The sequence below is a fragment of the Neisseria sp. GT4A_CT1 genome (assembly GCF_000227275.1).
Taxonomy (GTDB): domain Bacteria; phylum Pseudomonadota; class Gammaproteobacteria; order Burkholderiales; family Neisseriaceae; genus Neisseria.
The window spans coordinates 411,818-432,279 of record NZ_JH164965.1 but is presented as its reverse complement, the minus strand read 5'-3'; the positions used below and the strand labels follow the sequence as shown (position 1 = coordinate 432,279).

Below are 20,462 nucleotides of genomic sequence, written 5' to 3'. Positions count from 1 at the left end.
AAATATCTGAAAACTTATGCAGACACTTTATCTTGCCTCCGGCAGCCCGCGCCGCCGCGAAATCCTTGAAAACTTAGGCTACCAAATTCGGCGCATTCCCGCCGATATCGATGAAACGCCATTTCCTGACGAAAATGCCGCCGATTATGTTCAGCGTATGGCGAACGAAAAGAACGCTGCCGCCGTCGCCCAATGGTTTGCACAACATGATACGCCGCCCGAATTTCCCATTCTGACCGCCGATACCACCGTTGCCTATCAAAACCATATCCTCGGCAAACCCGAAACCCAAGAGCATGCCGTCGCAATGCTTGGACAGTTGTCAGGACAAACCCATCAAGTGCTGACTGCCGTATGCGTGTATTGGCAAGGCGAAACGCGCAGCGTCTTGCAAACCAGCGATGTGCGTTTCAAAACCTTATCCCCTGACGAAATCCTTGCCTACATTCAAAGCGGCGAACCGATGGATAAAGCCGGTGCATACGGAATCCAAGGCTTGGGCGGCGTGTTTGTCGAGTATTTGCAAGGCAGCTTTACCGGTGTGATGGGGCTGCCCGTTTATGAAACCGTCAGTTTACTGAAGCAATTTGATTTGTCTGTTCCGCTTTAAATCTTATGACGGATTGAGGTTTTGTATTTGAAACAGCTGTGATAAGCCGTAGATTTGGATAATGCTCAGTAATGATAAAAGGTCGTCTGAAAACGCCAGCTTGGTTTTCAGACGACCTCTTTTTTGTTCGTCCGCTTACGTCAATATATAGTGGATTAAATTTAAATCAGGACAAGGCGACGAAGCCGCAGACAGTACAGATAGTACGAAACCGATTCACTTGGTGCTTCAGCACCTTAGAGAATCGTTCTCTTTGAGCTAAGGCGAGGCAACGCCGTACTGGTTTAAAGTTAATCCACTATACTCAAGCGATAACGCGGATATTTTGTCTGTCTCGTTTGAATTTAATTTTTAATATAGACGGCAGCAGGTTGTCGAAATACCAGTGTCCGTTCGGCAGCTCCAAGGCTCCTCCGGCGCAGCGCATGATGACGCGGCGGCCTGATAATTCGTCTGTTTCCGTGATTTCCACTTCATGCACTTTCCCCCAGTCGGCAACAGGCAGCTTGGATGCCATGGCATGAATTCGGGTATTTTGTTCTTCGATTCCGTCACCTTTATGGCATGTCCCATTGCACTTGCCGACAGCCTGCACGGGGCATGGCGCTCCCTGTGCGTGACTGACCGGCAAAATGTTTAAGGCATCGGGACAGAAATTATGTTCTTGCGCCCAGATGTTCAATGCGCGTTTTGCCGCTTTTTTGTGGATAAACAAACCGTAAGGGCGGGTGGTGCTGCTGCCGTTGTCTAGCGGCACAATTCGTGCCTTCAGTACGCCATGTTCGTCGGGGATGAACTTAACAGTCATAAATGTTTTGGGATTCAATTGCTTGAGGGGAAATGGTGCAGATAACTCCTCTTGATATTCCTGCATAACCTGCGCTTTCAACCACAAGGCATGCAGGCTCCCTACTGCGGGGATGAATTTCACATCTGCGGCATTTTGAACATAGTGCAAGCCTTCTTTGCTGTGGAGTAGGGCGGCGATTTCGCTATACGTTTTTTCATACGCCTCGACAGAATGCACTTTTCCTGAATGGTCAAACCACACCAGCACGCCTACCGTATCGGGTAATGAATAGAGTTTGGCAGCTAAAGAATCGGATAGCTGCGTCGGCAGCATTTTCGGATTCATCAGAGCGCGGCAGTGATTATCCCATTCTTCCAAGGTTTTCTCTTTCAGACTGTGTTCCAAATAATCGGCAAGTGCCAAAACATCGGCTAACGCACGATGCCGCTCGTCCGTTTGAATGCCCATTCTGCTGATAATGCTGTCAAGATTGTGTTTATAAAATTGAGGGTACAGGCGGCGGGACAGTTGGACGGTACACAATGCCGGAGCGGCAAAATCGATGCCTGCACGACAAAATTCATGACGCAGGAAGGTGTAGTCGAAACGGCTGTTGTGCGCCACAATCAAAGAGCCGCGCAGTAAAGGCAGTATGTCGGGAGCAATTTGGTCGAAAGCGGGAGCCTGCGCCACCATTTCATTGGTAATGCCGGTCAGTTGGACGACAAATTCAGGAATCGGCTTTCCCGGGTTGATCAATTGTTCGTAATGTTCTACCCGGCCGTTTTCAAAGCGCAGAAAGGCAATTTCCGTCACCCTGTCTTGATACAGATTGCCGCCGGTAGATTCTAAATCAACGACCACAACAGGGCGGTTCAATCGGGTAAAAGCTTCCGATAATCTCAACCAGCGAGAAAGATGAAACATCCTAAATTCCTGAAAATTCACACAACAGGGCAGTATTCTACACTTTGCACATCGTTTATCCAAGAAAACCCTTGACAAGCCCTGTATGGGAAAATATAATCCAAATCTTTCTTTCAGTGCACCCGTAGCTCAGTTGGATAGAGTATCTGGCTACGAACCAGAGGGTCGGGCGTTCGAATCGCTCCGGGTGCGCCAATAGAAAATTTCTGCGCCCATCGTCTAGCGGTTAGGACATCGCCCTTTCACGGCGGTAACCGGGGTTCGATTCCCCGTGGGCGTGCCAGATTTTGACAAGCCCCTGAATTTTCAGGGGCTTGTCTTTTTTGTATCTCCAAAAAAATAAAACTCTGGTTGCTTGTGTTCATGAATATTTAAATATATCAATCAGATATTCTTTTGATTAGGTTGGCGGTACAATAGCCGAACTTTGAAATGATGAAACTTTTGTTTGCCCGCTTATGAAAAATCCGAAAATTATCTTCTTCGATATTGATGACACCCTCTATCGAAAATATACCGATACCCTGAGACCTTCCGTTTATAAAGCAATGGGTGCGTTGAAAGAGAAAGGGATATTGACTGCGATTGCAACAGGTCGTCCTCCTGCGGCTATTCCGAAAAAAGTACGGGAGCTGATCCGTGAAAGCGGAATCGATATGCTGGTGACCATTAATGGGCAATATACGTCGTTTCACGGGGAAGTATTGCAGGAATATCCGATGGACTCTGCGAATATGATGGAAATATGCGCGTCGTTGGATAATAAAAATATTGATTACGCCTTTGTGAATAACAATAAAATTGCGGTTTCCAGCCCTTCATCGCTTGTTAAAGATGCATTGGCGCATATTTTTCCCGATTTTTTGGTGGATAAAGAATATTTTCATCGGGCAAAAGTGTATCAAATGCTGATCTTTGCAGACTCCAATCAAGAACGCGCCATTGAAGATGAAATTCAACAAAACGGATTTAAATTGGTTCGGTGGCATGAATGTGCCATGGATATGCTTCGTTCTGAAGGTTCTAAGGCAAGGGGAATTGCTCATGCCGTAGGCAAGCTGGGGATTGAAATGAAGGATGTTATGGCATTTGGTGACAGCTTCAACGACTTGGAAATGTTGTCTACTGTCGGATTTGGAGTGGCAATGGGGAATGGCGAGGCTGAGGCAAAGGCTGTGGCAAAATTTGTATGCCCGAGTGTGGACGAGGATGGGGTGTTGCGGGGATTACAGGAATTGGGTGTTATCGACTGAATACGTCGTCTGAAATTTCAGACGACCTTATGAGAAAGTGTTGATGGTGGCGATATGATATTTCGTTTGATTGCCGGTATATTTTGAGTAAAACAAAAGACCGCTTCGTTTGTTGCGGTCTTTTGTTTTATATGGCAGAGGGTGCTAGTCAGTTATCCAGCTTGCCGATGATTTCATTTAACGCTTTTTGCCAATCGGATGCCTTGATGCCGCATTCGTTTTCTATTTTTTGGCAGTCCATAATGCTGTAAGCAGGACGCGGGGCGGGTAGGGGGTATTGGTCGGTCGTGATGGCGTTCAGTTGCGGAACTCTGAAATTAGGGGCTTGCTGTTGCGCCGCTTGGAAAATGGCTTGGGCAAATTCATACCATGTTACCGATTTATTGCCGCCGTAGTGATAAATACCCCGTGGGGCAACGGGTTGCTGCAGCAAAGTAATGATGGCTTGGGCAAGGTCGCCGGCATAAGTAGGGCTGCCTGTTTGGTCATGAACGATGGAGAGGTTGTCCCGTTCTCCTGCTAGTCTGATCATGGTTTTGACAAAGTTGTTACCGTATTCGCTGAATAGCCATGAGGTACGGATGATGACGCTGTCCGGATTGGCTGCCAAAGCGAGCAGTTCGCCTGAGACTTTAGTGCGCCCATACACGCTTTGCGGGTTGGTATAGTCTTGCTCTTTGTATGGGGTCTTGTTTGTGCCGTCGAACACATAGTCCGTAGAGATATGGATAAAGCGGGCTTGGCAGGCGCGGGCGGCAGAGGCAAGGTTGTGGACGGCGGTGGCGTTGACGGCAAATGCGGTGCTGACATGGGCCTCTGCTTTATCGACTGCGGTAAAGGCCGCTGCATTGACTATGGCGTCGGGTTGGAAGTTTTGAACCATATTGCGAACGGCTTCGGTATCTGTAATATCCAAGGATGTCGAATCGGTGGCAATCAATTCCCAATTTTCAGGCAGGCGGTCGCGAAAGCAACGCGCCAATTGTCCTTTTGAACCGGTTAACAGGGTTCGCATATGGTTTCTCCTCGTTTGAAAGTTTTAAAAAAGTATTGCCGGATTAAAAGGACGGCAATTGGAACGATTTGGGCAAGCGTCCGAATTCATTATTCGGGAACGCTGAAACAGTACATTCAAGACAAAACAGATTGGAAGACGGTTGGGCAGATGTTTGACCCGCCAATAAGACCATTTTGTGAAATAACCCTTTTGCAAATTCAGGCTGGGACATCTTAACTGCATCATCCCTGCGTAGAAACGAAAGCAGAAGATGCTTCCCATTTTCTATTTTCAGACGACCCCGCTTGTTTCCGAAAAAGATGGAAAGCGGATTTAAACCTGAAATCATGCTGATTTTTGCAAGAGGAATAATATAGTGGATTAAATTTAAATCAGGACAAGGCGACGAAGCCGCAGACAGTACAGATAGTACGGAACCGATTCACTTGGTGCTTCAGCACCTTAGAGAATCGTTCTCTTTGAGCTAAGGCGAGGCAACGCCGTACTGGTTTAAAGTTAATCCACTATAAAAATCCGATGCGGTAGTGAGTCTGCCAATGCCTGATATATTATAGTGCAAACTTCGCAACGATACCGATTATCTGAAAATAATTTTGTTTGTTTGATTTTTATCCGAGTAGGGACAGCTTAGAGATATACTGCTCGATGGTTTTCAGACGACCTCTTATACAGATTGGGGTCGTCTGAAAAAATGAATACGGTATGGAATGTTGCGTATATTCACGGAGTATGTGGTTGATGTGGAAAAAATGGTGGCCGATAGTATTGGCAGTATTGGTAATAGGTATTGTCGGGCGCAGCTATTATGTGATGCATGCTCAAGCACAGGATATCAAACATGCTTGGGTGGAAGTGATGAAGCAATACGGTCAGCGTTCGGCATTGGTGTCCGATTTATCGAATGTCGTTAAGACGTATGCCGGCCCTGAAGAGGATATTTTGTTCAAGTTGTCTGACGTTCAAAGTCGGGCGGTCCGTATGAATCTAAATTTGGAGGAGGCTGCCAACCCGGCGAAATTGAAGCGTTTTCAGGAGGTTCAGGGAGAATTGAGCGGAATTTTGACGCAAATGACGCTGATTTCAGACCATTATCCGCTTTTGGCGGAAAGCTTGGATTATCAGCGTCTGACTACGCGCCTTGAAGAGGCGGAAAACCGGATTAATCAAGCAAGGAACAACTATATTCAGGCTGTCCGCACCTATAACGCTACGTTGAGGCGTTTCCCGCAAAGTATGACCGCGAAACTTTTCGGGCAGTATGTAAGGGCAAATTTCAGTATTGAGAATGAACGTGAAATTTCCAATGCGCAACGGGTGCAATTTTGATACGGTTTTGCAGCCAATGGATTTGAGTGGTACCCAAAAGGGTCGTCTGAAAAACGTATTTTCAGACGACCCTTTTGTCATTTTGCAACGGATTATTGCCCGGTAATCAAGATTGATATAGTTCGGTAATTTATCTGTTTGTTTTGTAAGATGAAAATTAAAGTGTAAAAAAGTTTAAATTATATTCGTATGTCAAAATAAATGATAATGCAATAAAACCTTGATGGGTAAGGATGGGAGGGAGATTTTCAATTGAATGAGAAATGAGCGGGATTGAGTAAAAACTAGCAATTCTTAAAAAACTATTGAAATATATGAATAATATTTTTATGGCGTATTGTATTTTCATTTGGTTAAAATAATCATGATATTGCATCATGATGAAAATAACAGGGTTGGTTTCCAATGTAATATTGTTCATTATCATGGAAAAATAAATTTCCATTTATCCAAAATTTTTACCGTTAGCGACGAGAATGTAAGTTTTCTGCGAAATATCACTAAAATAACAATGTAGGCAGTTTGGCTGGTCTGTATTTTTGTCAAAAGGCCTATGCTTCTTAATTATATTCTGGGAGTGATTTATTATGACTTATCATTATGGCGGCTACTCATCCAAAGGCCACTTCAACGCATATTGCCCTCCGGTCAAACCGTACAATCCTTACTGCCCACCGAGCCATGGCGGTTTCGGTTACAAAGGCGGTTTCCATAACTACGGTTCTTCACACGGCTTCAAAATGCCTCACGGCAAATTCGGTCATGGCGCCTACTGCCCTCCGCCGAAACCTGCGTACAAATGCATCATCATCGATTTCAACTGCAACCCGGGTAAACCTTATTACCCTAAACCGGCTCCAAAACCGGTTCCTCCGAAGCATGTTGATCCTTACTGCCCACCGGTTGAGCCAAAACCACAACCTCAACCCCACCCACAACCCCACCCACAACCCCAACCTAAGCCGCAGCCACAACCTCAGCCGCAGCCTAAACCCCAACCGCAACCTAAACCACAACCAAAACCGCAGCCTAAACCCAACGATAAAGACTGCAAAGATTGCGTTGACGATCAAAACCAACAAAATACTTACGGCCATGACGACAAAAATCCGGGTAACATCATCCATGTCGATGGTTCAACCAAAGATAAAGACGGTCTGACCAAAACCGTAGGTACTGATAAGAAAGATACCATTTACGGTACAGGCGGTGATGACGTTATCTACGGTGGCGACGGTGCTGACGTGATTTACGGTGGTGACGGTAACGACACTCTGCAAGGTGACAACAACGGTGATTCCCTGTACGGTCAAGGCGGTAAAGACTACCTGCAAGGCGGTGACGGCAATGACTACCTGAACGGCGGTTCTGACGCTGACATCATGCGCGGTGGTGATGGTAATGACGTTTACTTTGTTGACCACAAAGGCGACCAAGTTATCGAATACGGTAATGCTAACGGCGGTATCGATACCGTTCGCAGCGTAATCGACTACACCCTGACCGACAACGTTGAACACCTGTTCTTGCAAGGTTCTGGCAACATCAATGGTACCGGTAACGCTCTGAACAACGACATCAACGGTAACTCCGGCAACAACCACCTGTACGGCTTGGCAGGCGATGACTGCCTGGTGGGTAAAGACGGTAACGACTACCTCGACGGCGGCATCGGCAACGATGTCCTGATCGGCGGTACCGGCGACGATACCTACTTCTTCGATAAAGGTTACGGTCGCGACACCATCCAAGACGAAAGCGGTAACGATACCCTGCAATTCGGCAAAGGTATTTCTGCTTCCGACGTGTTGTTGAGCAAAACAGGCAACAGCCTGACCGTATCTGTCGGCGGCGGTGACACTGTTACCATTGACGACTGGTTCTCCGGTAACAACCATAAGATCGAAAACTTCAAGTTCGCCGATGGCAGCACCTACGAAGTAACCGGTCATGGCGATTACTACTCTCTGTCAGCTGTAAACAGCATCCAACAACAAACCCAAGTTCCTAGCATCTAATCTCTGATTAGCTATACTTAGGATTGATAAGGTCGTCTGAAAGCGTCTGCATCCGTGCAAAACGTTTTCAGACGACCTATTTTGTAAACAATCTGACCCAAAAATCCAAATTCGGATAAAATAACGGAATCCTGTTTAAACCGAGTCAGCGAAGGGAGAAACCTGAAATGTCCGAAATCAGCTTGAAAAAGATTTACTCTGGAAAAGTGCGAGATTTATACGAAATCGACAGCAAGCGCATGTTGATGGTCGCATCCGACCGATTGTCTGCATTTGACGTGATTTTAGACAATCCGATTCCGGGTAAAGGAGAAATTCTGACGCAGATTTCCAATTTCTGGTTTCAAAAACTGGCGCATATCATGCCCAATCATTTTACCGGCGATACGGTTTATGATGTGTTGCCTGAACGTGAAGCCAAAGCCATCGAGAAACGCGCAGTTGTCGCCAAGAAACTGACTCCTGTCAAAGTAGAGGCGATTGTGCGTGGTTATTTGGCGGGCAGCGGGTGGAAAGATTACCAAAAAAACGGTTCTGTCTGCGGCATCAAACTTCCCGAAGGGATGAAAGAAGCGCAGCAGCTTCCGGAAGTGATTTTTACCCCGTCCACCAAGGCTGCCGTCGGCGATCATGATGAAAACATCAGTTTTGAAGAATGCGAACGCATTATCGGTAAAGAGTTGGCGGCTGAAGTGCGCGCTAAAGCCATTCAGCTTTATACGGAAGCTGCAGAATATGCAAAATCACGCGGTATCATCATATGCGATACCAAATTTGAATTCGGGCTGGATGAAAACGGTACATTAACCCTGATGGATGAAGTGCTGACGCCCGATTCCAGCCGCTTTTGGCCGGCTGATCAATATCAAGTCGGCACTAATCCGCCGTCTTTTGACAAGCAATTTGTTCGGGATTGGTTGGAGCAAAGCGGTTGGAACAAAAAAGCTCCGGCACCGGACGTCCCTAGCGATGTTATTCAGAAAACAGTTGATAAATATCGGGAAGCATTGAATTTATTGACGGAATAATATAGTGGATTAAATTTAAATCAGGACAAGGCGACGAAGCCGCAGACAGTACAGATAGTACGGAACCGATTCACTTGGTGTTTCAGCACCTTAGAGAATCGTTCTCTTTGAGCTAAGGCGAGGCAACGCCGTACTGGTTTAAAGTTAATCCACTATATAAAGGCGGACTGGCTGTGGCAAATCAGGTCAGTCCGTCTTTATTTTCTGATTAAAGAATAAAATCATAAATTTACAAAAATCCTCTGTTCATCAACGGATAAAGCATTTATGATGTCCTCCATAGCATCTCACAATAACTGTACTATATTTTATTTGAAAAAATAAATGGTATAGATAGGGCATCCGGTTTATAGAACCGGGAATAATCCAAATAATAGAAAAAGAAAGGAAATAATGATGCAACATCGTAGACGATTGGCTATCTTTCAAGCCGCAAAACGTGCTTCGTTCACTGGAAAACCAGTTGCACCGACTACACCGAAAGCACGCTAAGGAATAATGCTGAAATTCCTCACAATATCTAAGACCGCCCGTTTCTCGGACGGTCTTTAGTTTTTTGTACTGTTTCAAATGCGCCGCAATATCGTATGAGACGCACAGATAAATTAAAGGTAGGTCAGGGGGCGTCTAGTTTAAAAAAGGATTTCTGAGCGGAGAATGCATGAAATAAATCAGCCTTGTCTTATCTCTGCGGTTCGTTGTTCCGACCCCTCGTCCTGATTCTTGTTTATTTGTTAAAGGCAAGTTGGTGCCTTGGAAGATTATAGTGGATTAACTTTAAACTAGGACGGCGTTACCTCGCCTTAGCTCAAAGAGAACGATTCTCTAAGGTGCTGAAGCACCAAGTGAATCGGTTCCGTACTATCTGTACTGTCTGCGGCTTCGTCGCCTTGTCCTGATTTAAATTTAATCCACTATAAAAAGGTCGTCTGAAAACCTTTGAATACAGGTTTTCAGACGACCTTTCATGTTTACAGCCTTACCGTAATACTTTTACAGCTTTGCCAATGCCTGATTGAATGTTTCACTCGGGCGCATGGCTTGGGCGGCTTTTGCAGCGTCGGGGGCGTAGTAGCCGCCGATGTCGGCCGCTTTGCCTTGTGCGGCGGAAAGCTCGGCAACGATTTTCGCTTCATCGGCGGTCAGCGTTTCTGCCAGCGGCGCAAATGCTGCTTTCAATTCCGCGTCTTTATCCTGCGCTGCCAGCTCTTGCGCCCAGTAGAGGGTGAGGTAGAAATGGCTGCCACGGTTGTCGAGTTCGCCTGCTTTACGTTTGGGCGATTTGTCGTTCAACAGCAGTTTTTCGGTAGCGGCATCCAGCGTGTCGGCGAGGACTTGGGCTTTGGTGTTGCCGGTTTTTTGCGCCAGATGTTCAAACGATACGGCGAGCGCGAGGAATTCGCCCAAAGAGTCCCAACGCAAGTGGTTTTCTTCAAGGAATTGTTGAACATGTTTCGGTGCGGAGCCGCCTGCGCCGGTTTCAAACATACCACCGCCGTTCATCAAAGGAACGATAGACAGCATTTTCGCGCTGGTGCCGAGTTCCAAAATCGGGAACAGGTCGGTCAGATAATCGCGCAAAACGTTGCCGGTTACGGAAATGGTGTCTTCGCCGTTTTTCAGACGGCCTAAGCTGAACTTGGCGGCTTCTTCGGGAGCGAGGACGCGGATGTCGAGGCCGTCGGTATCCAGTTCGGCAAGGTAGGCTTTAACCTTGGCGAGCAGGCTTTTATCGTGCGGACGGTTTTCGTCGAGCCAGAACACGGCGGGCGTGTTGCTCAGGCGGGCGCGGTTGACGGCGAGTTGTACCCAGTCTTTGACGGGCGCGTCTTTGGTTTGGCACATACGCCAGATGTCGCCTGCTTCAACGTTGTGCTGCATCAGGACTTTGCCCGCCGCATCGATGACTTGAACCTGACCGTCGGCTTCGATTTCGAAGGTTTTATTGTGCGAACCGTATTCTTCGGCTGCCTGCGCCATCAGACCGACGTTGGGCACGGTACCCATGGTTGTCGGATCGAACGCGCCGTGTTCGCGGCAGAAGTCGATGGTTGCCTGATAAACGCCTGCGTAGCTGCTGTCGGGAATCACGGCTTTGGTGTCTTGCGCTTTGCCGTTTTTGTCCCACATGCGGCCGGAATTACGAATCATCGCGGGCATAGAAGCATCGACGATGACGTCGCTGGGGACGTGCAGGTTGGTGATGCCTTTGTCAGAATCGACCATCGCCAAATCGGGGTTGGCAGCGTAGACGGCGGCGATTTCAGCTTCGACGGCGGCGCGGGTGTCCGCATCCAGTTTGTCCAGATTGGCAAGCAGGTTGCCGAAGCCGTTGTTGACGTTGACGCCTGCGGCAGCCAGTTTGTCGCCGAATTTTTCAAAGACGGGCGCGAAGAACACTTTGACGGCGTGTCCGAAGATAATCGGGTCGGACACTTTCATCATGGTGGCTTTCATGTGCAGCGAGAACAAGACGCCTTTTGCCTTCGCGTCTTGCACTTGTTCGGCAAGGAAGGCGAGCAGGGCTTTTTTGCTCATCACGGTCGCGTCGATGATTTCGCCGGCTTTCAGGGCGACAGGCTCGCGCAGCTCTTTTTTGTTGCCTTGTTTATCGGTGAACACGATGGATACGGAAGTCGCATCGGGTACGGTAACGGATTGTTCGTTATGGAAAAAGTCGCCGCTTTGCATGGTGGCAACGTGGGTTTTGGAATCTTTGGTCCATGCACCCATGCTGTGCGGATGTTTTTTCGCAAAGTTTTTCACTGCTTTAGGCGCGCGACGGTCGGAGTTGCCTTCGCGCAGGACAGGGTTTACCGCGCTGCCTTTGATGCGGTCGTAGCGTTCGCGTACGGCTTTTTCTTCGTCGGTTTGCGGGTCGGCGGGATAGTCGGGGACGGCAAAGCCTTTTGCCTGCAATTCTTTAATCGCAGCGGTCAGTTGCGGTACGGATGCGCTGATGTTCGGCAGTTTGATCACGTTGGCGTCGGGCTGTTTCACCAGTTCGCCCAACTCGGCAAGCGCGTCGGGTACGCGCTGCGCTTCGGTCAGATATTCGGGGAACGCCGCCAGAATGCGGCCGGACAGGGAAATATCGCTGGTTTTGACTTCGATACCGACATGGCGGGTAAATGCCTGCACAATCGGCAGCAGGGATTGGGTCGCCAGCGCGGGGGCTTCGTCGGTATGGGTGTAGATAATGGTGGCTTTGCTAGTCATGGGATATTCTCTTGTAGGTTAGGTTTTTCTTTTCGAATGCGGCGCAAAAGCGCGCTGCGTGGCTATTATGGCATATTTCGGCAGGCTTGGGATATGGTTTTAATATGTTATCAATCAGTTTGCAAAAAGGCCGTCTGAAACGGCTTCGGTAGCGTTTTCAGACGACCTTTGGGGGGATTATAGGGAATATTTTTTCTTTAATGCACGGACGGCTTTCAATATTTCTGCATTGCTTTTCTTAACTCCTTCTTGAGCTTTATTTCGTTTTTCTAGAAAAGCCATTACATCCAATTGGTTTATTTCAGGGTTTTTTTCTCCGTCACCCATCAAGGTTTTTTGATGTTTTATCAAATATTCCAAGACATGACTTGCCAATATGTTGATTTCGACCCTCCGGTTAACCACTGCTTTAATTTCAGAATCGCGGAAATCAGCATCCAAAAACCTTCCGGTAACTTTTTTCCACTCATCATCCAGCTTTTTTGCAGCTTCAAAAAATTCTGGAGAATGTGTCGAATTTTCTCCGGCCCGGTTAAATTCATCTTGTGCTGCCATCAATTCCGAATGAGACTGTAAAACGATTTCGAAAAATTTAACCAAATCCGCCCGTCCGTATGGCGATTTCACATTTGAAATAGGGATTGGCTCCAGCAGTTTCGGATCAGGCTCGGGAAAGTCGTGGATCATTTTGGCATACCCGGCGGGCAGCATGACCTTGCCTTTGGAAGACTGCACCGCGACGCGTTTTTCAGCAACAGGTTTGGCAGTGGCGCTTACGCTGACAGTCAATGCGGATGCGGTCAGCAACACAGAAACGAAACGGATGAAGGCAGTCATAAAGCTCCTTAAATATTGCGTTGATAATCCGTTAGTCCGACGGTGGTAAAAAAGGTTTCTTATTTTCAGACGACCTTGGAGAGGGAATCCAATTATTGGGTATTGATATAGCAAACTTAAAAATATTTTTATGAATAACGCGCCAAATCTGCTTAAACTCTCTTCAGATATCACAGATTAACCTACAGACTGCTGATAATTTATTTATTAGAAAAGACCACAAATTTTCCATTAGGATAGGAACCTTCATATCCACATGGAAAACCATTATTGAGATAAATTAGCCTCATTTTTTCAATAAATGGAGATGTTTTATTATGGGCAACGCATAATAAAAGTTTTAGCATATCTCCCTCCATATTATTAAAAAGGAGGGAGATTTCCGTACCAGCATCATAACCAACTTTTTTGGTTGCGCCACAAAAGTCCTTTGAATAATTTAATTCTTCTTCCAAAAAATGATTAATTTTGGATAGTATGTTGCTATTTCCGTAAATATTTAAATTGACTATCTGGTTTTCCCATAAAGATTGCCAATCTTGAAAAAATTCTTCTGAATCATCAGTTGCAAAATAAGTAGCTAAATCACCATCATGGATTATCTTAATTTGATCATCTTTTATGTTAAAAGGTGAAGCGTAGAATTTTTCATTCTTTAAGAATTGAATTAATTCATCATGTTCAATATCTTTAATATTCCACATATATCCTATACCTTGTCAGAATTCTAAAATCAATTACTACTTTTTTAGGTTGCGCTTATGGAGGAGATGTCCGATAAACAGCTAAGAAAATATTATCGGATATAGATTCCAACCTACGGTTTTCTCATAAAAAAGATCGTCTGAAAATAAAATTTCAGACGACCTTCCAAGCATATAACCCGATTAACCCAAATCAAACGCTTTATGCAGGACGCGGGTGGCGAGTTCCATGTATTTCTCGTCAATCAAGACGGAAACTTTGATTTCTGAGGTGGAAATCATTTGGATGTTGATGCCTTCTTCAGCGAGGGTGCGGAAGATTTTGGCGGCAACGCCGACGTGCGAACGCATGCCCAAGCCGACTGCGGAGACTTTGCACACGGTGTCGTCGCCGTCGATGGCTGCGGCGCCGATGCTGTCTTGCAGTTTGGTCAGGATTTCGATGGTTTGTTTGTACTCGCCGCGCGGTACGGTGAAGGAGAAATCGGTAGTGCCTTCGCTGCCGACATTTTGGATGATCATGTCGACTTCGATATTGGCATCGGCAACCGCGCCTAAAATCTGATAGGCGACGCCGGGTTTGTCGGGTACGCCGCGCACGTTGATGCGGGCTTGGTTTTTATCGAATGCGATACCGGTTACGGCAGCTCTTTCCATGTTGTCGTCCTCTTCAAAGGTAATTAAGGTGCCGTTGCCGCCGTCTTGCAGGCTGCTCAGTACGCGCAGGCGCACTTTGTATTTTCCGGCGAATTCTACTGAACGGATTTGTAAAACTTTCGAACCGAGGCTTGCCAGTTCGATCATTTCTTCAAATGTAACCGTATCCATGCGGCGCGCTTCGGGTACGACGCGGGGGTCGGTGGTGTAAACGCCGTCTACGTCGGTATAGATTTGGCATTCGTCCGCTTTGAGAGCGGCGGCGAGTGCAACGGCGGAAGTGTCGGAACCGCCGCGTCCGAGCGTGGAAATATCGCCTTCGCTGCTGATGCCTTGGAAGCCGGCGACGATGACGACTTTGCCCTCGGCGAGGTCGGCGCGCATTTTTTCGTCATCGATGCTTTCGATGCGGGCTTTGGTGTGGGAAGTATCGGTTTTGAGGGCGACCTGCCAGCCGGTGTAGCTTTTGGCATCCACGCCGATGTCTTTCAATGCCATTGCCAAAAGGCCGATGGTCACTTGCTCGCCGGTGGACAAAACTACGTCCAGCTCGCGCGGATCGGGATGCTCCTGCATTTCGTGCGCCAGCGCAACCAGGCGGTTGGTTTCGCCGCTCATGGCGGATACGACGACAACGATGTCGTGTCCTTCGGCGCGGGCTTTGGCGACACGTTTGGCTACGTTTTTAATGCGTTCGGGCGAGCCTACTGATGTGCCGCCGTATTTATGTACGATTAACGCCATGTTTCGTGCTTTCTTGAGGGGAGTTGGTCGGGCAGTATGGTCTGCTGGAAAAGGGCTTATTATTACTATTTTTTACATGAAATTCAAGGCTGGGACGGGAATAATCGAATTTTCTACCGGAATCGGAGAATAAGGGCGTTGGAGTGTGATTCATGGCAAAAGGTCGTCTGAAAACCGAGGGGATGTCCAACTTTTGGGGTGCAGTTCAGTTTTCAGACGACCTTTTGTTTCAGTTGGGCAATGAAACCGGGTCAGGAACAATGGATTGACGGGTTGATTGGTTTGGAGAGTATGGCTTGCCGTCAAGCAGTGCGGTGTTTTTTGCCGCGTATCCATTTGGTCACTATGCCGCCTTCGCTGCCGAAGATGACGGACAGGGTGTATAAGACGCCGCAACACAAAATAATGGCGGGACCCGACGGTATTTCGACGTGATACGAAAACAGCAAGCCCGCAAAGCCGCAGAAGAGTGCCAGCAAGACTGACAATAAAATCAACATACCCATATTTTTTGCCCACAATCGGGCGGTAATGGCGGGCAACATCATCAGTCCGACTGACATCAGCGTGCCGAGTGCTTGAAAGCCGGCAACCAAGTTCATAACCACCAACACCAGAAACACAACATGCCAAAATCCGCCTTTCCCGCCGACGGCTTTTAGGAACAGAGGGTCTATGCTTTCCAAGACTAAGGGGCGGTAGATGATTGCCAAAGCGGTAATCGTTATGCTGGCGGCGATGGCAATCAGTTGTAATGCAGGGATGTCCACTGCCAAGACGGAACCAAACAGCAAATGCAGTAAATCTACGCTGCCGTCCTTTTGTTTGCTGACCAAGATGACGCCGATTGCCAGACTGCTCAAATAAAATGCGGCAAAGTTGGCATCCTCTTTCAAAGTGGTAAAACGGCTGACCAATCCTGCCAAAAGAGCCATCAGCATGCCGGCAACAAAGCCGCCTATGCTCATTGCCGGCAGGCTCAAACCGGCGAAAATATAACCTATCGCGGCTCCGGGCAAAACGGCGTGACTTAATGCGTCTCCGACCAGGCTCATGCGGCGCATCACGAGGAAGACGCCGACAGGTGCGGCACTGAGTGCCAAACAGAATATCGATGCCAGCGCATAACGCATGAAATCGAACTCTGCGAACGGAGAAATCAGTAAATCGTAAAAATTCATGGTGTTTGCCGTTTGGGTTTGAAAATAATCGATGCAGGCGCATTATCCTGATTCTGCCGCATAAGGGCAAATGGGATAACCGCCTGCAATCGTTTTCAGACGACCTTAAAAGGTTGCGGCTTCTGCCAAGATTTTACCTGCCAAGTCTTTGGGCGACAGGTTGGGTTCGCCTTGCAGCGGCCATTCGATGCCGACGGTCGGGTCGTTCCAAATCAGCGAATGTTCGGCTTTCGGGTTGTAATAGTCCGTGCATTTGTAAACGAATTCGGCTTCATCGCTCAAAACGTAAAAGCCGTGTGCGAAGCCTTCGGGTACCCAAAGCTGGCGTTTGTTTTCAGCCGACAGGATTTCGCCCGCCCATTTGCCGAAAGTCGGCGAACCTTTGCGCATATCGACGGCAACGTCGAACACTTCGCCGACAACGACGCGGACGAGTTTGCCTTGCGTGTTTTCGGTTTGGTAATGCAGGCCGCGTAATACGCCTTTGCCTGATTTGGAATGGTTTTCCTGCACGAAGGTGCGGTCGCAGACGTTGGCCTTAAACCATTCGTCGCGGAAAGTTTCCATAAAAAAGCCGCGCGCGTCGCCGAAGACTTGCGGTTCTAAAAGTTTGACTTCGGGAATGGTGGTATCAATGATTTTCATATTTTCAATTCCACTTGAACGAATCAAGAAAACTACGTTTGATGCTATGAATACAATAGGTTTGAGCTTAGCGGTTTATGCTCGCCAACAAGCGTAACAGGTATTGACCGTATTGGTTTTTTGCCATCGGGCGGGCGAGTTCTTCCAAACGCTCGTCTGAAAGCCAGCCGTTACGCCAAGCGATTTCTTCGAGACAGGCGACTTGCAGGTCTTGGATGTTTTGCACGGTTTGGACGAATGAGGCGGCTTCGTGCAGGCTTTCGTGCGTACCGGTGTCCAACCATGCAAAGCCGCGCCCCAAAAGCTGTACGGATAATGAACCGTCGTCAAGATACATTTGGTTGAGCGTGCTGATTTCGAGTTCGCCGCGCGCGGACGGTTTGACTTGTTTGGCAAATTCTACGACGCGGCTGTCGTAGAAATATAAGCCTGTTACCGCCCAGTCGGATTTGGGCTGTTTCGGTTTTTCTTCGATGGATAAGGCATTGAAGTTTTCGTCAAATTCGACGACGCCGAAACGTTCGGGGTCTTTGACTTGGTAGCCGAACACGGTGGCGCCGTGTTTTTTGGAGGCAGCTTGTTTCAGGGTTTGGGTAAACGATTGGCCGTAGAAAATATTGTCGCCCAAGACCAAGCAGACGTTGTCGTTGCCGATGAACTCTTCGCCGATGATGAATGCTTGCGCCAAGCCGTCGGGGCTGGGTTGTTCGGCGTAGCTGATGGAGATGCCGAAATCGCTGCCGTCGCCGAGCAGTCGTCTGAAAGAGGGATTGTCTTCGGGGGTGGTGATGACCAAGATTTCGCGTATTCCGGCCAGCATCAATACGGACAGGGGATAGTAGATCATGGGTTTGTCGTACACGGGCAGGAGCTGTTTGGATACACCGCGTGTGATGGGGTAGAGGCGTGTGCCGCTGCCGCCGGCAAGGATGATGCCTTTCATGGGGGTCCTTTGTTGGTCTGATTGTTGAAATCAGCAAAATGTGTGAAATGGATTTTAAGGTCGTCTGAAAACATAGTTTGTGCATGGCTAGTGTTTTCAGACGACCTTTGGTTTTAAAGAGGCTTGCCGTTTACCATACCAAAGAAGCTTTTGATATCGAAGTAAACGGAACGGATGTCGCCTGCTTCATTTTGCACATCAATACGGTCATAGACGCCGCCGTTTTGCTGCAACAGGGCTTGTCCGACTTTGCGGTATCCCGGCATATTTTCTGCAATCCAGCGGTTTTCGGCGCCAATGCCGCGCATAGTGTCGTCTTCAATGATGACAACTGCCCGCTCAATAGTGCTGCCATCGGCTTTTGTTATCTTTTTAACAGTCGTTTGTGCGGCATGATGTCGCGTTTCTTTTGCCAGAACTGGCATAGAGACGAACAAGGCTGAGGTCAAAGTTGCCGATAAGACTATGCGGGACAGAGAATGCATGGAAATACCTTTTTCGATGATGCCTGTTGTTTGCAATGTAGGGCAGGTATGGTTTACAGCTTGCCCAGACGTTCCAAACGGTAGCTGCCGTTCAATACATTTTGCCACCAAGTTTTATTGTTCAAATACCATTGCACCGTTTTGCGGATGCCTGATTCGAACGTTTCCTGCGGTTTCCAGCCCAGTTCCCTGCCGATTTTGGCGGCATCGATGGCGTAGCGCACGTCATGGCCGGGGCGGTCTTGCACAAAAGTAATCAAGTCTTCGTAACGCGCCACACCGGCTGGTTTTTCGGGAACGAGTTCTTCCAGCAGGGCGCAGATGGTTTTGACTACCTCGATATTGGCTTTTTCATTGTGTCCACCGATATTGTAGGTTTCGCCGACGACGCCTTCGGTAACAACCTGATACAGTGCGCGGGCGTGGTCTTCGACAAACAGCCAGTCGCGGATTTGCATCCCGTCGCCGTACACGGGCAGGGGCTTGCCGTCGAGCGCGTTCAGAATCATCAATGGAATGAGTTTTTCAGGGAAGTGGTACGGACCGTAGTTGTTCGAACAGTTGGTTACGATGGTCGGCAGGCCGTAAGTGCGCAGCCATGCACGCACGAGATGGTCGCTGGAAGCCTTGGAAGCGGAATAGGGGCTGGACGGGGCGTAGGGCGTAGTTTCGGTAAACAAATCGTCCGTACCGTGCAAGTCGCCATAGACTTCATCGGTGGAAATATGGTGAAAACGGAAAGCTTCGCGTTTTTCAGACGACATTTGCTGCCAATAGGCGCGCGCAGCTTCCAGTAGGTTGAACGTACCGACGATGTTGGTTTGGATAAATTCGCCTGCTGAATCGATAGAGCGGTCAACATGGCTTTCCGCTGCCAAGTGCATGACGGCATCGGGCTGGTGTTGTGCAAACACACGGTCAAGTTCGGCACGATTGCAAATGTCCACTTGCTCAAAAGCGTAACGGGGACTTTCGGCTACGTCGGTCAGTGATTCTAGATTGCCCGCGTAAGTTAACTTGTCGAGGTTGATGACGGAATCTTGGGTATTTTGGATGATGTGGCGGACAACTGCCGAGCCGATAAAGCCCGCGCCGCCGGTAACGAGGATTTTTTTCATGGAATGGGTCTGAGATACAGTACAGCTTTGAATTATAACTGTATACATATATATGTGTATACATGGAGGGAGTTTAACATCATGGTATTTTTCTTGCCGTTCAGGTGGAATTTATGCCATTTATCTTAACAAATATATTTATCATTATGGTTATGGTATATTTCAGGCGTTCATCATAAATTCATCTTAGTGTTATCATGACTGCCCGCCAATCCTACCACCTCACCTTCTCCCGATTCTCCCCCTCCCTCTCCGTCAAATCCTTCACCGCCTCCGAAGCCGCCAACACTGCCTACCGCGTCGAAATCACCGCCACCTCCACCGATTCCTCATTGCCGCTGTCTTCCTACCTCAACCAGCGCGCAGCATTTGAAATCCGTCCGCAGGAGGCCGTATTGTCCGAAGTCGCCGCCGCCTTTTCAGCCGGTTCGGACGAGTCTCCGGCGAAACAATGGCAGGGCATCGTGACTTCGTGTGAGAAGCTGTCCGTATCCAAGGATGAAACCGTTTACCGCTTTGTTTTAGAGCCGCGCTTCGCGGCTTTAAAACATTTCCAATCCTCCCGACTGTTTCAAAACCAAACCGTCCCCGACATCGTTGCCGCCGTCTTCAAGCACCACGGTTTCTCCGGTGTCGACTACCGTTTCCAAAAAAGCCGCAGCTACACCGTCCGCGAGTATGTGACCCAGTATCTCGAAAGCGACTTCGCTTTTATCAACCGTCTGTGTGAGGAAGAAGGCATTTGGTATGCCTTCGAACAGAATGAGCAACATGGCGATGTGGTCGTCTTCGGCGACAGTCCCGAACACTATTTCCGCGACCAAAGCCTACCTGTTTCCTACCGCCCCCATGCCGGACTGGAAAGCGTCGGTACCGAAGCACTGTTCAACTTAAGCATCCGCCACAACCCCATCGTCGAAGGCATACGCAGTGCCGACTACAACTACCGCAGCGCCGAT

At 48.2% G+C, this 20,462-nt stretch carries 17 protein-coding genes, 2 tRNA genes and 1 pseudogene; 8 read left to right on the top strand and 12 right to left on the bottom strand.

Features of this window, described 5'->3' with window-relative positions; all coding sequences use genetic code 11:
- Positions 1-16 precede the first annotated feature (16 nt).
- The gene (locus tag HMPREF1028_RS04675; RefSeq protein WP_009311649.1) at positions 17-610 is read left to right on the top strand and encodes a nucleoside triphosphate pyrophosphatase; all 594 of its coding nucleotides are present in this window, start codon (positions 17-19) and stop codon (positions 608-610) included.
- A 304-nt stretch (positions 611-914) separates the two neighbouring features.
- Here HMPREF1028_RS04675 and HMPREF1028_RS04670 read toward each other — a convergent pair whose 3' ends face one another.
- The gene (locus tag HMPREF1028_RS04670; protein ID WP_009311647.1) at positions 915-2,327 is read right to left on the bottom strand and encodes a 3'-5' exonuclease family protein; all 1,413 of its coding nucleotides are present in this window, start codon (positions 2,325-2,327) and stop codon (positions 915-917) included.
- Positions 2,328-2,445: 118 nt separating this feature from the next.
- Here HMPREF1028_RS04670 and HMPREF1028_RS04665 point away from each other — a divergent pair.
- From HMPREF1028_RS04665 to HMPREF1028_RS04655, 3 genes are all read left to right on the top strand, one after another.
- A tRNA-Arg gene (locus tag HMPREF1028_RS04665) sits at positions 2,446-2,522 on the top strand.
- A 13-nt stretch (positions 2,523-2,535) separates the two neighbouring features.
- Positions 2,536-2,610 (top strand) — tRNA-Glu (locus tag HMPREF1028_RS04660).
- A 175-nt stretch (positions 2,611-2,785) separates the two neighbouring features.
- A complete protein-coding gene (locus tag HMPREF1028_RS04655) occupies positions 2,786-3,580 on the top strand; it encodes a Cof-type HAD-IIB family hydrolase (protein WP_009311645.1) in 795 nt (264 codons plus the stop codon).
- A 148-nt stretch (positions 3,581-3,728) separates the two neighbouring features.
- Here the strand turns inward: HMPREF1028_RS04655 and rfbD are convergent, their stop codons facing one another.
- A complete protein-coding gene (rfbD, locus tag HMPREF1028_RS04650; RefSeq protein WP_009311643.1) occupies positions 3,729-4,595 on the bottom strand; it encodes a dTDP-4-dehydrorhamnose reductase in 867 nt (288 codons plus the stop codon).
- 741 nt (positions 4,596-5,336) lie between these two features.
- Between rfbD and HMPREF1028_RS04645 the strand changes: the two genes are divergently transcribed.
- The 3 genes from HMPREF1028_RS04645 to HMPREF1028_RS04630 all read left to right on the top strand — a co-directional run bounded on the left by HMPREF1028_RS04645 (position 5,337) and on the right by HMPREF1028_RS04630 (position 8,970).
- Complete coding sequence (locus HMPREF1028_RS04645; protein WP_003766272.1) at positions 5,337-5,924, top strand: LemA family protein; 588 nt, start codon at positions 5,337-5,339, stop codon at positions 5,922-5,924.
- A gap of 587 nt (positions 5,925-6,511) precedes the next feature.
- The gene (locus HMPREF1028_RS15400) at positions 6,512-7,942 is read left to right on the top strand and encodes a calcium-binding protein (protein ID WP_009311639.1); all 1,431 of its coding nucleotides are present in this window, start codon (positions 6,512-6,514) and stop codon (positions 7,940-7,942) included.
- 167 nt (positions 7,943-8,109) lie between these two features.
- Positions 8,110-8,970 (top strand): phosphoribosylaminoimidazolesuccinocarboxamide synthase, encoded by an 861-nt coding sequence (locus HMPREF1028_RS04630; protein ID WP_009311638.1) that lies wholly within the window; start codon positions 8,110-8,112, stop codon positions 8,968-8,970.
- An 856-nt stretch (positions 8,971-9,826) separates the two neighbouring features.
- On the opposite strand, the pseudogene HMPREF1028_RS15395 reads toward HMPREF1028_RS04630, so the two are convergent.
- From HMPREF1028_RS15395 to rfbB, 10 genes and pseudogenes are all read right to left on the bottom strand, one after another.
- Positions 9,827-9,889, bottom strand: a pseudogene (locus tag HMPREF1028_RS15395) (transposase); the annotation flags it as partial.
- Between the two features lie 74 nt (positions 9,890-9,963).
- Positions 9,964-12,189: an NADP-dependent isocitrate dehydrogenase gene (locus tag HMPREF1028_RS04625; protein WP_009311637.1), complete on the bottom strand. Its 2,226-nt coding sequence runs from the start codon at positions 12,187-12,189 to the stop codon at positions 9,964-9,966.
- A 177-nt stretch (positions 12,190-12,366) separates the two neighbouring features.
- A complete protein-coding gene (locus HMPREF1028_RS04620) occupies positions 12,367-13,026 on the bottom strand; it encodes a hypothetical protein (RefSeq protein WP_009311636.1) in 660 nt (219 codons plus the stop codon).
- A 200-nt stretch (positions 13,027-13,226) separates the two neighbouring features.
- Entirely contained in the window at positions 13,227-13,730 is a 504-nt protein-coding gene (locus HMPREF1028_RS04615; RefSeq protein ID WP_003769215.1) for a hypothetical protein, read from the bottom strand.
- A 183-nt stretch (positions 13,731-13,913) separates the two neighbouring features.
- Entirely contained in the window at positions 13,914-15,131 is a 1,218-nt protein-coding gene (locus HMPREF1028_RS04610; RefSeq protein WP_003761460.1) for an aspartate kinase, read from the bottom strand.
- Positions 15,132-15,433: 302 nt separating this feature from the next.
- Positions 15,434-16,312: a metal ABC transporter permease gene (locus HMPREF1028_RS04605; protein ID WP_009311635.1), complete on the bottom strand. Its 879-nt coding sequence runs from the start codon at positions 16,310-16,312 to the stop codon at positions 15,434-15,436.
- A 105-nt stretch (positions 16,313-16,417) separates the two neighbouring features.
- The gene (rfbC, locus tag HMPREF1028_RS04600) at positions 16,418-16,957 is read right to left on the bottom strand and encodes a dTDP-4-dehydrorhamnose 3,5-epimerase (protein ID WP_009311634.1); all 540 of its coding nucleotides are present in this window, start codon (positions 16,955-16,957) and stop codon (positions 16,418-16,420) included.
- Positions 16,958-17,024: 67 nt separating this feature from the next.
- Positions 17,025-17,900, bottom strand: coding sequence for a glucose-1-phosphate thymidylyltransferase RfbA (gene rfbA / locus HMPREF1028_RS04595; RefSeq protein WP_009311633.1), 876 nt, complete (start codon positions 17,898-17,900; stop codon positions 17,025-17,027).
- 113 nt (positions 17,901-18,013) lie between these two features.
- On the bottom strand, positions 18,014-18,385 hold the full coding sequence (locus HMPREF1028_RS04590) for a hypothetical protein (protein ID WP_009311632.1): 372 nt from the start codon (positions 18,383-18,385) through the stop codon (positions 18,014-18,016).
- A gap of 53 nt (positions 18,386-18,438) precedes the next feature.
- On the bottom strand, positions 18,439-19,503 hold the full coding sequence (gene rfbB, locus HMPREF1028_RS04585) for a dTDP-glucose 4,6-dehydratase (RefSeq protein WP_036529100.1): 1,065 nt from the start codon (positions 19,501-19,503) through the stop codon (positions 18,439-18,441).
- 197 nt (positions 19,504-19,700) lie between these two features.
- Between rfbB and vgrG the strand changes: the two genes are divergently transcribed.
- Positions 19,701-20,462 (top strand): type VI secretion system tip protein VgrG (vgrG, locus tag HMPREF1028_RS04580; RefSeq protein WP_009311630.1); only part of this gene is annotated, 762 nt, incomplete at its 3' end.

Bases quoted from the DNA above. Each gene is read 5' to 3' on its own strand.
- rfbD (WP_009311643.1), bottom strand. From the start codon at position 4,595: ATGCGAACCCTGTTAACCGGTTCAAAAGGACAATTGGCGCGTTGCTTT.
- rfbA (WP_009311633.1), bottom strand. From the start codon at position 17,900: ATGAAAGGCATCATCCTTGCCGGCGGCAGCGGCACACGCCTCTACCCC.
- HMPREF1028_RS15400 (WP_009311639.1), top strand. From the start codon at position 6,512: ATGACTTATCATTATGGCGGCTACTCATCCAAAGGCCACTTCAACGCA.
- rfbC (WP_009311634.1), bottom strand. From the start codon at position 16,957: ATGAAAATCATTGATACCACCATTCCCGAAGTCAAACTTTTAGAACCG.
- rfbB (WP_036529100.1), bottom strand. From the start codon at position 19,503: ATGAAAAAAATCCTCGTTACCGGCGGCGCGGGCTTTATCGGCTCGGCA.
- HMPREF1028_RS04610 (WP_003761460.1), bottom strand. From the start codon at position 15,131: ATGGCGTTAATCGTACATAAATACGGCGGCACATCAGTAGGCTCGCCC.
- HMPREF1028_RS04675 (WP_009311649.1), top strand. From the start codon at position 17: ATGCAGACACTTTATCTTGCCTCCGGCAGCCCGCGCCGCCGCGAAATC.
- HMPREF1028_RS04655 (WP_009311645.1), top strand. From the start codon at position 2,786: ATGAAAAATCCGAAAATTATCTTCTTCGATATTGATGACACCCTCTAT.
- HMPREF1028_RS04620 (WP_009311636.1), bottom strand. From the start codon at position 13,026: ATGACTGCCTTCATCCGTTTCGTTTCTGTGTTGCTGACCGCATCCGCA.
- HMPREF1028_RS04625 (WP_009311637.1), bottom strand. From the start codon at position 12,189: ATGACTAGCAAAGCCACCATTATCTACACCCATACCGACGAAGCCCCC.
- HMPREF1028_RS04630 (WP_009311638.1), top strand. From the start codon at position 8,110: ATGTCCGAAATCAGCTTGAAAAAGATTTACTCTGGAAAAGTGCGAGAT.
- HMPREF1028_RS04615 (WP_003769215.1), bottom strand. From the start codon at position 13,730: ATGTGGAATATTAAAGATATTGAACATGATGAATTAATTCAATTCTTA.
- HMPREF1028_RS04645 (WP_003766272.1), top strand. From the start codon at position 5,337: ATGTGGAAAAAATGGTGGCCGATAGTATTGGCAGTATTGGTAATAGGT.
- HMPREF1028_RS04590 (WP_009311632.1), bottom strand. From the start codon at position 18,385: ATGCATTCTCTGTCCCGCATAGTCTTATCGGCAACTTTGACCTCAGCC.
- HMPREF1028_RS04670 (WP_009311647.1), bottom strand. From the start codon at position 2,327: ATGTTTCATCTTTCTCGCTGGTTGAGATTATCGGAAGCTTTTACCCGA.
- HMPREF1028_RS04605 (WP_009311635.1), bottom strand. From the start codon at position 16,312: ATGAATTTTTACGATTTACTGATTTCTCCGTTCGCAGAGTTCGATTTC.